A 14,797-nucleotide genomic window follows, 5' to 3' on the forward strand; every position below is an offset into this window, starting at 1 on the left:
TCGCGTACGGGGTAAGTCAAACTGAATGATGACGGTCGCCGTAGCGATCGAGATCACCTCCGGTGCGGAGCGCGATCTCGCGGGTATCTGGCAGCGCCGCCTGACGCAGCGCGGGCCGGATGGCGACGATGGTGCGGACGCACTGCTGGATGACCTTGTCGCGTCTATCGAATCCCTTGTGAACGATCCTCAGAAAGGACCGGTTCCACCGGAACTTGAGGCTCTCGGGATCACCGACTTTCGGCAATTGTCGCGCTTTCCGTTCCGCATAATCTACGGGTATCAGCCCGAGCCAGCACCCGGTCAGGTGACCGTGTTCGTAATCGCTGATGCGCGTCGGGATTTTCGGACGCTTCTCGAAGAGCGCTTGCTTAGCAGCGGATAGGCATAGGCTCCGCTGAAGAGGTCAGGGTCCGGAAGAAGCTGAGCGCTGCCTCCGATTGCGCTTAAGTTTCCCCTTCTCTCCTCCCCTCCGTGTGTCTGAATGAACCGATAAGCTCCCGTGTCGCGTACGCCGGAGCCTGATCACGTCCTTCCTCAAGTCCGGGCGACTGATCTGCCTGTGCCCGCTGATGACGGGCCTGCGAATGGGTTCGCGCATCGAGAACAACTGCTCTCATGGACGGATCTCAGCCGATCCCTGATCGCCCCATCCCGGTAGCATAGATGGTCGCCACACCCATTGAAGAGAGTGGAGGGAGCCCTTTGGGCTTGTGGGCCTCGTGATCCTCACCTGCGCCTTCATTCCATCAGGAGAACACCCATGATCCAGTCGATTCCCTTGAAGAAGCTCGTCCCGAGCCCGCGCAACGTTCGCAAGTCGAGCGACATGCTGGCCGATCTCCAGCTGCGGGCAGACATTGCCGCGCGGGGTCTGCTGCAGAACCTTGTCGTGCGCAAAGGAAAGCGCGGCAAGTTCGAAGTCGAGGCCGGCGGCCGCCGTCTCGCCGCGCTGCAGGCGCTGGCCGAAGAGGACACCTTGCCTGACACGCACGAAGTCACCTGCCTCGTCATCGAAGGCGAGGAAAGCGAAGTGCGCGAAGCCAGCCTTGCCGAGAACTTCCAGCGTCTTGCTATGAACCCCGCCGACGAGGCGCAGGCCTTCGCTTTCATCATCGAGGCAGGGGCTACCACCGAAGATGTGGCGCGCCGCTTCGGCCTCACTGTCCGGTTCGTCGAAGGGCGTCTGCGCCTGGCAAGTCTGGCACCCTGCGTCTTCGAAGCGCTCGCCGAAGGCACGATCACGCTCGACATGGCCAAGGCCTACGGCGCGATCTCTGACGCGGAGCGCCAGGCACATGTCTATGCCGAGCTGCAGGACGCCTGGTACCAGATCACGCCCGACACGATCCGCCGCATGGTGCTCGACGCAACTGTTCGTGGCTCCGATCCGCGAGCGGTTCTCGTCGGACGCGATGCCTACCTCACTGCGGGTGGCCGGATCGAACGCGAACTGTTCGACGACGATGCCAGCGAGAGCTGGATCGACGTCGCGCTGCTCGAAGACCTCGCGCACAAGGTCATGGAAGAGGCGGCGGAAAAGACCGCGCTCGAATATGGCCTTGCCTGGGTGCGCCCGACCCTTGGCACCTATGTCAGCCATGACCTTGTTGAAGGTCTCAGTCGCTTGCCCTGCGAGCCTGCGCCAATGACCGAGCAGGAAGCGCAGGAGCTCGGCGAGCTCGAGGCCGACTACGACCGCGTCGCCGCCGTGCTCGAAGACGAAGACAGCGACGAGGACGAGGTCGCCAAGGCAGAACAGGAACTCGTCGTCATCGACCGCGCCATGCGCGCGCTCAATGACCGGCCGCCGCTACTCGCCGATGAACTGAAATCCGAGGCCGGTGCCTTCCTAGTCCTCTCTCGCAATGGCGAGCCAACATTGGTCCCGCAGTACTACACCAAGACCGAGGTCATCACCGACGAAGGTGTGGTCGAGGCAGTCGAGGAATCCGGAACGGCGAAGCCAAAGGGGAGCTCGCTCTCCCAGCGGCTGCTCGACGAACTGGCCATGCAGCGCCGCAACATCCTGGCGATCCATCTCGCCAACGATCCGGCACTGGCGCTCGACTTCATGGTCTTCACGCTCGCCGATGCCGACGGGCACGATTGGCGCGCAAAGAAGGCCTCGACGCTGGTCGGTTCGGTGGCATCCGGCCCGGTTACCGGGTTCGAAGCCAAGGATGCACCGGCAAGTGCTGCTATGGCCGAGTTCGCAGGATCGCTCGATGAAAGCTGGCGTGCTGGCGAAAACGACGTCGAGCGGTTTGCTAGGTTCCGGGCACTGTCTGACGAGGCGCGCTCGGCCTGGCTCGGCCATGTCGTCGCACGCACGCTTGTCGCCAGCCTGGCCTGCGAAGGCGAACGCTCGGTGCCGCTGCACGAGGCGCTCGGCTCGTTGCTCGAAATCGAGACGGCGCATTGGTGGCGGCCCACGGCGGCGAATTACTTCGACCGCGTGGCCAAGGCCCGCACACTCGAAGCGCTTGATGCTGCCGGCGGTCCCGAACTGGTCAGTCGCTATGCTGGCTCGAAGAAGGCCGAACTGGCAAGCGCTGCCGAACGCATTTTCTCGGGCAACTTCATCGGCGAGGCAGATATCAAGGAACGGGCGCAAGCCTGGGTGCCCTCTATCATGCGCTTCGCCGATACCGAGGATGTCGCGCTGGCAGATGCCGAAGCCCACGAACCTGTCCGCGAGGACACAATTGACGAACTTGCCGAGCAGGCTGCCTGACCCCTCCTGACAGGTCCAGGTCACTCGGCGGGCGGTCCGTCCCCCGCGGGACGGGCCGCCTTTTGCTCGTGGTATCGAGCAAGTTGCCGCTTAAAACATCACAAATAAACCACGTTGCGCTGGCTTCGAGGAAAATCAAGCTGGATCAATCGAATTTTAGTGTGCCGTCCAATATCTAGGTCTGTAGCGACCCTAGAACAGCGAAGGCAGATGTTCCGTATCCTTCTCGAGTCGGACGAGCATCTTTCGGTGGAAGATCTATATAAGCGCGCTCGCCTCCGTTATTATGGCATCTCTCTCTTGACCGTCTAACGAACGTTCTCCTTACTGGAGACTCTCCGTCTATTGGAAAGCACGATTTTGGTGACGGCAGAACGCGTTTGGAAGCAATTCCGGAAGCGCAAAAAGATCATCTCACCGACGTAACGACCGTACCGGTCTAACTCGGTCATTAGGGTCGGGGTTTTCGAAAACCCCTACTTTCGTTCATCAACGGACTTGCTGATTTTGTGAGTAGACGTGTGCTTGTTGTGCAACCATCCGAGTGGATCATGTATAGGTCTCTGGGTGATGGTCAAATTCTCCCCACATTTGCATTGGCGCGGCCACTCCGCGCAGGTATGGTGCACCTGAGTCGCATTGACCGTAGGTATCTCTTCGATGCGAAAGCGACACCAACTCACCCTGACCGGGCTCGCCGCCCTGCTCGTGTCATGCAATGGCAGCGATACTGCGGAGGCGGATATTGGCAACGAAAATGGGGAACCAAACTTCGCTGGCGAACAGATCACTTTGACCGGCGATGCTCTTCCCGTCGTTGGTGCAGCATCCGCGACGCCCGGAGCTGCCATCGGCATCACTCCAGCGATAGAACCCGCGGCGAGCGGCACCGCGCCAGATCTGACAAACTATGTTGGCAAATTCCCGTTCGACGAGGTCTCTGGTGTTTCCTGGAACGAACACCCAATGGTCAAAGCGGGAAGCCAGAAGACCGTGACCGACGCCTCCGTACTCGAGGCGATGGCGATGCCTGGAGGTCCTTCCGCTCCGATCGCGACATACCTGGGTAAGGTCGGTTCTTGGGGTTGCCAGGTGCACAACTGCGGTGACCATCAATGGGCCGTCTTGGTTGATCCACGCACCGGCGAGACCGATGTCTGCTATCACAATGCGGCAAAAGTCCGAGGCAAATCGCGGTGGTTTCTGGCCAATGGTGCCGAAGAAATACGACCCGGCAACTGCGCAGTCGTGTGACCTTATCGCGAACCCGTCGAACCTCTACATTTGTTTGCGCGGACAATTGTTCCGCAGGCACGTAACATGCGCTTCAACGCGATGCTTTCGCCCTTGAAGAACTCAGCAATTTGGAGTGCGATCATACTGGTCGCTTGGGAAATCGATCGCCTTCAGGATCGTTTAATCGGCTCGATGGCGCACGGTTTTCTTGCAACTTTGCCTTGACCGCTGACCCTGCGTCTTGTGGATGAACCTGCTAAACACGTTTCCTGCAAAATCAACCTACTCGACTGAAAAAACTGCGTCGTTATGCCCAACACCGAGCATTCTAAACTTACTCAACTTTGAGTGTTTGTACACTGTAACTCTCGCTGGGCTGAAGAATACTTGAACTGTATCCGCAATTATTCTGAGCACAAACGGGAGAGCAAATTGCGGCTCCAACGACGCGTTTGGCTGCGGTGAGAAGTATGATATTGAAGTCTTTGGATCGGCTGCATGCGGCATGAGTTGATCGGAGTAGACCCATCCGACGCCAATTGGGAGAGCCCTAACATGGAAGTGATCTCGGAACCCCGCGAGCAACGCTCGCTTTGGCTGGCGCGAACCCTTGGCGTCGTAATTGCGCTGATAGGTCTCATCCTTCTTGCTGGCGGAGGCTGGCTCGTCGCCCTGGGTGGGTCTGCCTATTATCTGCTCGCGGGCGCGGGACTACTTGCGTCCGGATTCTTTCTGTTCCGTGGAAAAAGTTTTGGAGCATGGATTTTCCTCGCAATCTTCGTTGCGACCGTCCCTTGGGCGTTCTGGGAAAGCGGACTTGATGCTTGGGCGCTGGTGCCGCGCCTCACGGGTCCCGCGATTTTACTAGCGTGTGTTTCGCTCGTTTCGCCGACCCTCGACCGAGGGCCTCGCTGGCCTGTCGGACTTGCCGGTGCTGCATTGTCTATGGTGTTCCTCGCGCTGGTGTTCTGGGGCGCCGCATGGTTGCATCCCGACCGCCCAATCGGTCCTCTGCCGGCCCTTGCGGGGGCGGCTCCAGCGCAAGCGCCAGCCTCCGACTGGCCAGCGTGGGGCGGGACATTCGCTGGCCAGCGCTACTCAGGCCTTAAACAAATCACTTCCGAAAATGTCGGTCAGCTCGAGCGGGTGTGGGTCGCCCATACGCGCGACCTGCCCCAAGGGGCCGGCGAAGGGAAATACGCCGCTGAAACGACGCCGCTCAAGATCGGCAACCGTCTCTACCTCTGCTCCGCCAAAAACATTCTGATCGCGCTGGATGCCATTAGCGGCCGGGAAATCTGGCGCTACGATCCAAAAGTCTCCAATGCCGCCATTCCCTACTCGGCTAGCTGCCGGGGCGTGACTGCCTTTCGAGCGCCGGTTTCAAACCCGGACAGATTGGAACTGACCCAAGGGCCCCGCGCTCAGCCTTGTTCGCTGCGCATTATAGAGGGAACTCTCGATGGACGGATTATCGCCGTTGATGCGGAGACTGGACGACCGTGTGCTGACTTCGGTCTCAATGGTCAGGTCGACATCAAACAGGGAATGGGGGTGGTCTACCCGGGTATGGCTGCGATCACCGCGCCTCCGGTGATCGTGCGCGGCAATATCGTAACCGGCCATCAGGTCATGGACGGTCAGCGCAACAGTGCGCCGTCAGGCGTAATTCAGGCGTTCGATGCCGTCACAGGTGAACGCGCTTGGGCCTGGGACATGGGCCGGCCGGGTGAGTACGGTCAGCCCGAGCCTGACGAAGAGTTCACGCGCGGAACGCCCAACATGTGGACAACTGCGTCTGCAGATGAAAATCTGGGGCTTGTCTACCTGCCCATGGGTAACAGCGCGGTTGACTACTGGAGTTCGGACCGGAGCCCCCAAGAAAATCGCTACTCGACATCATTGGTGGCGCTTGATGCCGAAACGGGCGAACCACGATGGCATTTTCAGACCGTTCATAAGGACGTCTGGGACTACGACCTCGGGAGCCAGGCCTCGCTTGTCGATCTGCCCGACGGAACGCCCGCGATCCTTCTCCCGTCGAAGCAGGGAGAGCTCTATCTACTCGATCGCCGGACCGGCGAACCGCTTCACACCGTGGAAGAACGGCCCGTGCCACAAGGCGGGGTCGAACCCTCCGAGCGCTCGCCGACCCAGCCCTTTTCGGGCTTTGCCACTCTTCGCAAGCCTTCGCTGGAAGAGCGGGACATGTGGGGCATGACGCCGATCGACCAGATGATCTGCCGCATTCAATACCGGCAGTCGGCGTATGAAGGCTATTACACCGCTCCAACGACTGACCGCCGATGGATCCAGTATCCTGGCTATAATGGCGGTTCGGACTGGGGCTCTGTAGCGGTCGATCCCCGCCGCGGCGTGATCTACGCGAATTACAATGACATGCCCAATCACAACCGGCTTGTTCCTCGCTCGGTGGCCGACAAGAAGGGTTGGAAACCGAGAGGGCCGGCGGGGAACTCCGGCAATGGCGGACCGGAAGGTGCAGGCGATCCGCAAGTCGGGACACCGTATGCAATAGACGTAAATGCCGGCTGGCGACTTGGTCTCACGCAGTTGCTGTGTAAGGAACCGCCCTATGGGGGTCTGCGCGCAATTGACCTGCAGACTGGCAAAACGCTTTGGGACAGGCCTTTTGGCACTGCGCGTGAAAACGGACCCTGGGGCCTCGCACTGGGGATACCCTTCACGATCGGGACACCTAACAATGGCGGAGGAGTGGTCACGGCCGGAGGGCTGATGTTCATCGCAGCCGCGACCGACAACCTCATTCGCGCAATCGACGTCGAAACCGGTGAGACGCTGTGGACCGATAGGCTGCCGGGCGGCGGGCAAGCAAATGTGATGACTTACGAGGAGGGCGGTCGTCAATTTGTCGTAATCATGGCTGGTGGCCACCACTTTATGGAGACTCCGATCAGCGATGCCGTCGTGGCTTACGCATTGGAAAATACCCCATGAGAGCCTCCGGCAATCAAGTGGCGATCGACAAAAAGCCAATACAGGAAGCGCCGGCTAAATGTTGTTGTCCGATCCGTTTAACTGGCTGCAGCTGGGGATCGGGGCCTCAATCATTGCCTTTTTGCCAGGCGGTCTCGTTCTTCTTCTCGTAATCGGAGAACGCCTTATGCAGCCCGCCGATGACCTCGGCTGCGGTTTCGAACATCGCCCGCAGCTGGGGTTCTTCGACGCGTTCGATGTCCTTGCGCAAATGACCGCGCATTTCCTCGAAACGTTCGCGCATGTGCCGCGTGTGCGTGGCTGGATCACCGGATTGCTCGTTTTTCATGACTTTCTCCGTTATGGATTGCCGCGAGGTTCGGGCTCGACTGGCGCTCGACCCCGACAGCTAATACGCGTCCAGCCGTTATGAGTTCCGAAATCGAAATCCGATAACCATCGTCATGCCGTCCCAAATCGATCACCACGAAATATTGTCCGGCTTCATCCGCTTGCATGTCCTCCATCACGCTGCCGAGGGAGAGCTCTATGGCAAATGGATGATCGAGGAACTCGCGCATCACGGCTACAATGTGAGCCCCGGCACGCTTTACCCGATGCTCCATTCGCTGGAGAAGAAGGGCTATCTTTCCTCGCGCAAGGAGCGTGATGGACGCACCTTCCGCCGGGTCTATACCGCCACGCCGCTGGGACGCCAGGCGCTGGAGGTCGGTCGCGAGAAGCTTCGAGAGCTCTTCCGCGAAGTGGCGGCCGGTGAAGCGCGCGAACGGTCGGACTGATCGCCCTAGCGTGTGATCGATTGTGACCGGGTGCGCTGCCAGAGCCGGTTGTCGAGCGACCAGCGGCCCGATCCGGCAAGCAGCATGTAGAGCGCCCCGCACAGCATCGCCCAGTCGGTCCGGGTCTCGTGCGTGAAGCTGAGGAAGCCGTAGCGATCGAGATCTCGCAAGCTGAAGATCCACCATTCACGGCCCAACAGGATCGGGATTTTCGTGGAGATGATCGCCACGAGCATGATGACGATGATCGGAACGGCTGCCACGCGAGAGGCGAAACCGACAAGAAACAGAAGTCCTGCAAGTAGCTCGAGAACGCCGACCACCGGACCGAAAAACTCAGGCGAGGGAATGCCTATTCCCGTAAACCGACCCGCGCCGAGGATATCAGGATAGGCGAGTTTTTGATAGCCTTCGAAAATGAACACGCCCGCGAGCGAGAGGCGAACAAAAATCGCCCATGGCGCTGCACCGGGTGTGAGCCACCAGGAATTTCTTATCATGGCATTCTCCTGCCGGTGTTTGTCCAGAGACGCGGGGCGAAGGCTTTCCAGGCCAGCCCCAGAAGGATGAGACCAAGGCCGATGACCCAAATGGTGAGCGGCACCCAGAAGGCGAGAAACAGGCACGCGGCAAGTCCCGCGACCGCCACCCATGTCGGGTAAAGGCGCTGCTCGCGCGGCAGGCGCAGAGCAGCCAGATTGGTGATGGCATAATAGATGAGCACCGTGAATGCGCTGAACGCCCAGGTGGTCTCGACGCTGCCGATCGAGGCCAGGGCCGCGATCGCTAGGCCCACTGCAATTACCGCCGCGCGCGGTGCCATGCCCTGTTCGCTCAGCCGGGCGAACAGTGGCGGCAGATCGCCCTGCCGGCCCATCGCAAGAACGACACGCGAAAGCCCAAGAATGAGGTTAAGCAGAACGCCGAGCATCGCCGTCACCGCGCCGATCGAGACCAGGGTGGCGAGCCGTGGCCCTTCAAACGCGCGAGCGGCCAGTTCGAGCGGCGTGGCCTGCCCGCCCGCGGCGGCAGCGAAGCGCTCCGCTCCGACACTGCCGATGGCAACGATTGAAACCGATATGTAAAGGGCAGCCGTCAGCCCCAGCGTGACGATAATCGCGCGTGGAATGGTCCGCTCGGGCTCGATCACCTCCTCTCCGAGTGTGGCGATACGGCCATAGCCGGTATAGGCAACGAACATCAGTGCGGTAGCATAAAGGAAGCTATGTGTGCTGCCCGTGTCGTTCGAAGGCAGAAGCGGAACCAAATTGCTTCCACCATCGACAGCCGCGCCGGGCAGTCCGAGAACGATGAACGAGGCAAGCGCCAGCAGTGTCACGGAAACAATAGCGGTGTTCATCCAGCTCGAACGACGTATGCCTCCCAGAACCAGAAGCGTGAAGAGAACGACTGCGCCAATGGCCAGGAGCGGCATCAGCCGCAGATCGCCGCTCACCAGCCGAAGCAGATAAGCGCTGAAACCAAGCGCGGCCGTAGCTGCCGAGGCCGTCTTCGCGCACAGAAACATCCAGCCCGCGGTAAACCCTAGCGACGGGCCGAGATAGCGATATCCATATTCATAGGTGCCGCCACTGACCGCGTGGCTCGCCGCCAGCTGTGCGCTGGAGAGCGCATTACAGGTGGCCACACAAGCCGCGATGACGATAGCGAGGATCACGGGAGGTCCGGCAACCCCTGCCGCGATGCCGATACTGACGAACACCCCCGTCCCGACCATCGAGCCGAGACCCATCATGATCGCTCCGCCAAGTCCCAAGTGGCGCTGCAAGCGTCCCGCTGACTGCCGGGGCATGTGGGTCGTAAGCTTCATAAACACTACCGAAACGATATTCGATTTCGTCCGTGCCTGAAATTTTGAGGCAGGACAACGTCTTTCTTCGAAATCGCACGATGCATTCGGCAGGGCTCTTCCACGAAAGGCGAGTTCCCTCACGCCTCTAAAGAGTGGCCAAAGACAGGGAAGTCTCTACAATGCCACCTTGGTGGAGCGCGCTCATGCGGGCGAGCAGACATCAGATCGGCGAAGGTGTGAATGGAGCCAGCGGCGCGGCCACGATCCAAGAGACGCAGCACTATTCTCAGCTGCCGGGATCCCTTTTTTCCGAGTAGCGGGAAAGAGGCAAAGCGTCCTACTTCTTCTTATCGCCACGTGCCCTCTGACTGCCGAATGCATCGATGCTTCTCGATAGAAATTGACGGCATGAAAACGCATCGATAATTTTCGATGAATGGATGCCGCTGCCGCTCTCGATTCTCTCTCCGCCCTCGCCCATCCCACGCGCCTCGACGCGTTCCGCCTTCTTGTCCGCAGCGAACCCGATGGGCTGTCCACCGGGCAACTCGTCGAAGCGTCAAGCCTTAGCCAAAGCACCTTTTCCAGCCACCTCGCGATCCTCGTCGGCGTGGGACTCGTTGTCTCGGAGAAACGTGGACGGCAGATGATCCAGCGCGCGAACCTCGACGCGGTGCGTCAGTTGATGCTCTATCTGGCCAAGGACTGCTGCGGCGGTCGCGCGGAGCTTTGCGAGCCGCTCGTGGCCGAACTCTCCCATTGCTGCTGATGGAGCCAACAGTGCCTGACCAAACTTACAATGTCCTGTTCCTCTGCACGGGTAATTCGGTCCGCTCGATCCTGGGCGAAGCGTTGATGAACAAGATGGGCGGAGGTCGCTTCCGTGCCTACAGCGCGGGTAGCCAACCCAAGGGTGAAGTGCATCCGATGTCGCTCGAGGTGCTCGATAGCTTCGGCTATCCTACCGATGGCTTGCGCTCGAAGAACTGGAGCGAGTTCACCAAGCCCGGTGCACCCGAGTTCGATTTCATCTTCACCGTCTGCGACAACGCCGCGGGTGAGAGCTGCCCAGTATGGCCAGGCAAGCCGCTTACCGCACACTGGGGCGTAGAGGATCCCGCCGCGGTCGAGGGCGATGGCCAGCGGCAGGCTTTCGTCGATGCGCTCAGCTATCTCAAACGCCGGATCGAGCTGTTTCTGATGCTGCCGCTCCAGAGCATCGACGAAATGTCTGTGCGCAGCAAACTGGCCGCCATCGGCCGCGAAGAAGGCGCCAGCGCCAAGGCCAAGGAATCCTGAATGACCACCGACATCGTCATCTATCACAACCCCGAGTGCGGCACCTCGCGCAACACGCTGGCGATGATCCGCAACGCCGGGATCGAGCCGCATGTTGTCGAGCATTTGAAAACGCCGCCCTCGCGCGCCATGCTCGAAAGCCTGATCGAGCGCGCCGGGCTAAATCCTAGGGAACTGCTGCGCGAAAAGGGCACACCCTATGCCGAACTGGGGCTCGGCGATGATAGCCTGAGCGATGCAGCGCTGATGGATGCGATGATGGAGCATCCGATTCTGATCAACCGCCCACTCGTCGTCTCCCCGCTCGGCGTCCGCCTATGCCGGCCGTCAGAAGCGGTGCTCGACATTCTGCCAAGCCCCCAGCGGAGCGCATTCACCAAGGAGGACGGCGAGCAGGTCGTGGACGCCGCGGGCGAGCGTATCGCCTGATGCTGCTGGCGATCGCGATCTTCGTTGCCACCATCACGCTGGTGATCTGGCAGCCGCGCGGGCTCGGGATCGGGTGGAGCGCGATCGGCGGAGCATTGGTGGCGCTTGCCACTGGCGTCATCTCACTCGCCGACATCCCGGTGGTGTGGGATATCATCTGGAACGCCACCGGCGCTTTCGTCGCGGTGATCCTGATCAGCTTGATCCTCGACCGAGCCGGATTCTTCGAATGGGCAGCGCTCCACGTTGTAGATATCAGTGATAATTGGCGCGCTTTGTCAGCGGTAAATGTCACTGGCCTCGACGTGAAGCGCGCTTAACCTTCGGTTCGACGCAGCGTTTTGGAGATCATCCACAGATGAAAGACGTGTGCGGCAATGAAGCACACGCCCATACCTAGCAGTGCGGGAACTACAGCACCTTCCTGTCCTGGTCGGGGCTGCATGGTCATCGAGCCCATGACGAAGAATGCTAGTATGGCCATCGTTAGTGCGGGCGTGAAGGAGAGCGCAACAAGCCGAGGCGCGGTCCAGTTCACCGAACCCGACAAGGACCACTGCATCGGCAATCTGCTTTCGTCACGGAAGCGGGAATTTGCTCGTACCGACAGCCCGATCATAACGAGTGCAATGATGACAGCGAGGATCAGTACGGTCATACAGACATCCTTTCGTGTGAAACTATCAACAAACCGGCTATTTTCAACGTCCGGTCGTTGCCGATCATGCCGCCTTTTTCGCAGGCACAGCGGGTTGGCGCCCAAGCGTCCGGTACACGGTCGGCCGCGAGATCGAGAACACCTCCGCGAGATCGCTGATCGAATAATCGTCTGTGTCGTACATGCGGCGTAATTCCTTCTGCTGGCGATCCGACAGCTTGGGCTTCTTGCCGCGCAGCTTCCCCTTGGACCGTGCGACGGCCATGCCTTCACGGGTCCGCATCCGTATCAGGTCCGCCTCGAACTCTGCGAAGGTAGCGAGGATGTTGAAGAACAGCTTGCCCATAGGGTCGGATGGATCATGGACACTGGCCCCGAGCTGTAGCTTTACGCCCCGCGCCGCAAGGTTGTCGCCGATCGCCCTCGCATCCGGCACCGATCGCGCGAGACGGTCGAGCTTCGGCACCACCAGCGTGTCGCCGCTTCGTACCGCCGCGAGCGCCTGATCCAGACCGGGGCGGGTCCGGTTCGTGCCGGTGAACCCCTTGTCCGTGTAGATGCGATGCCGTTGGGTGAGGCCGCGACCGATGCTGGCATATCGATCCGCACCGCCCGCCGCTGGCTTGCCCGTTACCGGGCCGATGGCCCGGCCGGGCTGGCGCGTCCGACCCGACCGGAGGCCGGCAAGCGTACCTTTCCGAAAGAACTGGTCGAACTGGTCGAGGGCATGGCGCTGCTCAAACCGCCGCCATCGATCGTGACCATCCATCGCCGTCTCGCCGCCATCGTCGACGAACGGAAATGGCGAATGCCGTCCTATGGCAGCGTGCGTGATATCGTGCGCCGGATCGATCCGGCGATGCTGACCTTGGCGCATGAAGGCGCTGCCGCCTTCCGCGACAAGTTCGAGTTGGTGCATCGGCACCGCGCCGATCGCCCCAATGCGATCTGGCAAGCCGATCATACCCAACTCGATATCCTGATCCTCGATGCAGGTGGTCGCCCGGTGCGGCCGTGGCTGACGACAGTGCTGGACGATCACTCGCGCATGATCGCCGGCTACATGGCCTTCCTCGGTGCGCCCTCCGCGCTCAACACCTCGCTCGCGCTGCGACAGGCGATCTGGCGCAAGGTCGATCCGGCATGGCCGGTGTGCGGCATTCCCGATGTGCTGTACGTCGATCACGGATCGGACTTCACCAGCCTTCATCTCGAACAGGCTGCGGCCGACCTTCGTATTCGCCTGATCTACTCTGCCGTCGCGCGTCCACAGGGGCGCGGCAAGATCGAGCGACTGTTCCGCACCATCAACACGGAGCTGCTGGCGGAACTGCCGGGCAATCTCCGCAACGGCAAACCGGTATCGCCTCCGCGCCTGACGCTGCCCGAACTGGACGCCGCGATCGGCGCTTACATCGTAGCGACCTATAATGTCCGTCCGCACCGCGCAATCGGCGTACCGCCCGTCGATGCGTGGCGCGGCGATGGCTTGCTGTCGCGGATGCCGGAAACACTGGAAGAGCTGGACGCGCTGCTGGTCATGGTCGCCAAGCCGCGCATCGTCCACCGCGACGGCATCCGTTTCGAGGGACTGCGATATTTCAACCCCACGCTCGCCGCCTATGTCGGCGAGCCGGTGACGATCCGCTACGATCCCCGCGACGTAGGCGAGGTTCGGGTATTCCATCGCAACGCGTTCCTATGCCGCGCCGTCAGTCCCGACCATGCTGGCCTGAGCATCACCCTCAAGGACGTTCAGGCCGCGCGTCTTGCCTATCGCCGTCGCCTGCGAAGCGAGATCGGAGAGCGGAAAGCCCGCGTTGCGGACTATCTTCCCGCAATCCTGCGCGCGCCCGGTTCCAATTCAGTGCAGGCACCAGCGCCGAAGCCCAGACCTGCCAAGCCCCCTGAGGTGATACGCAACAAGCCGCGTCTCCGCACCTATTACGAGGGCGAATGATGGCAGACGGCAGCGCCCGCGCCACCAGCTTCATCTCGACGCAGGAGCATCGCCGCTTCACCGAGTTTGCCAATGCCGTCCGCAAGCACCGCTATATCGGCCTGTGTCACGGCATGGCCGGCGTCGGCAAAACCCTGTCCGCGCGCCGCTACGCCCGCTGGGACAGCGCAGTCGATCTGCTCATGACCTGGGGGGCGCGGCAGGAGTCTGATCTGAAGATATATGCCGACCTGGCCCGTGCGCGTGCCGTCTTCTATACGCCAACCGTCGGCAGCACACTGCGCGAACTGCGTCAGGACCTGCCCCGCCTCCTCGATCGGGTCGATATCTGCATCGATCACCATGTCCGCCCCAAAGGCCAGATCGTCGTTTCGCCTCGCAAGCATCATGTCGAATTGCTGATCGTCGATGAGGCCGACCGCCTATCCAACACGGGGCTGGAATATCTGCGCGACCTGTTCGATCGAAAGGGCATCGGCCTGATCCTCATCGGGATGCCAGGCATCGAAAAGCGCATGGGACGATACGCGCAGCTTTTCAGCCGTGTTGGCTTCGCCCACCAGTACCGGCCGTTGCAGGATGAAGAGCTGACCTTCGTGCTGACCCGGCGATGGCGCGACCTCGGACTGGCGATGGACGAGGCGGATTTCACCGACGCGCAGGCGGTCGCCACCATCGTGCGGATCACGGGCGGAAACTTTCGTCTGCTCCACCGCCTATTCGTCCAGATCGAGCGCATCTTGCGGATCAACGGCCTGAACGCCATCACCGACGACGTGGTGGAAGCGGCGCGCAGTACGCTGGTGATTGGTGTCACTTAGCTCTGATAAAGATGTGCCAATCAGCGCTGATATCTACAGGAAAACGGACAGGATCGGGCATCATGTGGCGCTGATTGGCTATGCGC

General features: G+C 60.8%; 17 protein-coding genes. 12 read left to right on the plus strand and 5 right to left on the minus strand.

Annotated features, from left to right (window positions below; translation table 11 throughout):
- The first annotated feature begins 25 nt into the window (after positions 1-25).
- The 5 genes from KYK83_RS16355 to KYK83_RS16375 all read left to right on the plus strand — a co-directional run bounded on the left by KYK83_RS16355 (position 26) and on the right by KYK83_RS16375 (position 6,952).
- Positions 26-385, plus strand: coding sequence for a type II toxin-antitoxin system RelE/ParE family toxin (locus KYK83_RS16355; RefSeq protein ID WP_222829034.1), 360 nt, complete (start codon positions 26-28; stop codon positions 383-385).
- A gap of 378 nt (positions 386-763) precedes the next feature.
- Positions 764-2,737, plus strand: a complete 1,974-nt coding sequence (locus KYK83_RS16360) for a ParB/RepB/Spo0J family partition protein (RefSeq protein ID WP_196847419.1) — start codon at positions 764-766, stop codon at positions 2,735-2,737.
- A 159-nt stretch (positions 2,738-2,896) separates the two neighbouring features.
- Positions 2,897-3,049: a transcriptional repressor gene (locus KYK83_RS17640; protein WP_353050647.1), complete on the plus strand. Its 153-nt coding sequence runs from the start codon at positions 2,897-2,899 to the stop codon at positions 3,047-3,049.
- Positions 3,050-3,397: 348 nt separating this feature from the next.
- Positions 3,398-3,991 carry a hypothetical protein gene (locus tag KYK83_RS16370; protein WP_196847421.1) on the plus strand — a complete coding sequence of 198 codons (594 nt, stop codon included), beginning with the start codon at positions 3,398-3,400 and terminating at the stop codon, positions 3,989-3,991.
- Between the two features lie 537 nt (positions 3,992-4,528).
- Entirely contained in the window at positions 4,529-6,952 is a 2,424-nt protein-coding gene (locus KYK83_RS16375) for a membrane-bound PQQ-dependent dehydrogenase, glucose/quinate/shikimate family (protein ID WP_196847423.1), read from the plus strand.
- Positions 6,953-7,058: 106 nt separating this feature from the next.
- On the opposite strand, the gene KYK83_RS16380 is transcribed toward KYK83_RS16375, so the two are convergent.
- Entirely contained in the window at positions 7,059-7,280 is a 222-nt protein-coding gene (locus KYK83_RS16380; RefSeq protein ID WP_196847424.1) for a hypothetical protein, read from the minus strand.
- A gap of 115 nt (positions 7,281-7,395) precedes the next feature.
- Here KYK83_RS16380 and KYK83_RS16385 point away from each other — a divergent pair, with 115 nt between their 5' ends.
- Positions 7,396-7,731 carry a PadR family transcriptional regulator gene (locus tag KYK83_RS16385; protein WP_224801899.1) on the plus strand — a complete coding sequence of 112 codons (336 nt, stop codon included), beginning with the start codon at positions 7,396-7,398 and terminating at the stop codon, positions 7,729-7,731.
- A 5-nt stretch (positions 7,732-7,736) separates the two neighbouring features.
- On the opposite strand, the gene KYK83_RS16390 is transcribed toward KYK83_RS16385, so the two are convergent.
- Complete coding sequence (locus KYK83_RS16390; protein WP_196847425.1) at positions 7,737-8,231, minus strand: DoxX family protein; 495 nt, start codon at positions 8,229-8,231, stop codon at positions 7,737-7,739.
- Positions 8,228-9,562: an APC family permease gene (locus KYK83_RS16395; RefSeq protein WP_196847426.1), complete on the minus strand. Its 1,335-nt coding sequence runs from the start codon at positions 9,560-9,562 to the stop codon at positions 8,228-8,230. Before KYK83_RS16395 ends, KYK83_RS16390 begins: the two co-directional genes overlap by 4 nt.
- A gap of 418 nt (positions 9,563-9,980) precedes the next feature.
- Between KYK83_RS16395 and KYK83_RS16400 the strand changes: the two genes are divergently transcribed.
- Genes KYK83_RS16400 through KYK83_RS16415 form a run of 4 tightly spaced genes read left to right on the plus strand, consistent with a single transcriptional unit; the run spans position 9,981 to position 11,592 of the window.
- Positions 9,981-10,313, plus strand: coding sequence for an ArsR/SmtB family transcription factor (locus tag KYK83_RS16400; RefSeq protein WP_196847427.1), 333 nt, complete (start codon positions 9,981-9,983; stop codon positions 10,311-10,313).
- Positions 10,313-10,843 (plus strand): arsenate reductase ArsC, encoded by a 531-nt coding sequence (locus tag KYK83_RS16405; RefSeq protein ID WP_196847993.1) that lies wholly within the window; start codon positions 10,313-10,315, stop codon positions 10,841-10,843. Before KYK83_RS16400 ends, KYK83_RS16405 begins: the two co-directional genes overlap by 1 nt.
- On the plus strand, positions 10,844-11,272 hold the full coding sequence (gene arsC / locus KYK83_RS16410; RefSeq protein ID WP_196847428.1) for an arsenate reductase (glutaredoxin): 429 nt from the start codon (positions 10,844-10,846) through the stop codon (positions 11,270-11,272). It abuts the gene before it with no gap.
- Positions 11,272-11,592 (plus strand): ArsB/NhaD family transporter, encoded by a 321-nt coding sequence (locus KYK83_RS16415; protein ID WP_255548751.1) that lies wholly within the window; start codon positions 11,272-11,274, stop codon positions 11,590-11,592. Before arsC ends, KYK83_RS16415 begins: the two co-directional genes overlap by 1 nt.
- On the opposite strand, the gene KYK83_RS16420 is transcribed toward KYK83_RS16415, so the two are convergent.
- On the minus strand, positions 11,589-11,930 hold the full coding sequence (locus KYK83_RS16420) for a hypothetical protein (RefSeq protein ID WP_196847429.1): 342 nt from the start codon (positions 11,928-11,930) through the stop codon (positions 11,589-11,591). The genes KYK83_RS16415 and KYK83_RS16420 overlap by 4 nt on opposite strands.
- A 64-nt stretch (positions 11,931-11,994) precedes the next feature.
- Positions 11,995-12,573, minus strand: coding sequence for a recombinase family protein (locus KYK83_RS16425; RefSeq protein ID WP_346729481.1), 579 nt, complete (start codon positions 12,571-12,573; stop codon positions 11,995-11,997).
- On the opposite strand from KYK83_RS16425, the gene KYK83_RS16430 reads away from it, so the two are divergent.
- The gene (locus KYK83_RS16430) at positions 12,493-13,890 is read left to right on the plus strand and encodes a Mu transposase C-terminal domain-containing protein (RefSeq protein ID WP_248284535.1); all 1,398 of its coding nucleotides are present in this window, start codon (positions 12,493-12,495) and stop codon (positions 13,888-13,890) included. The genes KYK83_RS16425 and KYK83_RS16430 overlap by 81 nt on opposite strands.
- Positions 13,887-14,711: an AAA family ATPase gene (locus KYK83_RS16435; protein WP_234036476.1), complete on the plus strand. Its 825-nt coding sequence runs from the start codon at positions 13,887-13,889 to the stop codon at positions 14,709-14,711. Before KYK83_RS16430 ends, KYK83_RS16435 begins: the two co-directional genes overlap by 4 nt.
- The last annotated feature ends 86 nt before the right edge of the window (positions 14,712-14,797 follow it).

The sequence above is a fragment of the Qipengyuania pacifica genome (genome assembly GCF_019857205.1).
In the GTDB taxonomy this organism is placed as follows: Bacteria; Pseudomonadota; Alphaproteobacteria; order Sphingomonadales; family Sphingomonadaceae; genus Qipengyuania; species Qipengyuania pacifica.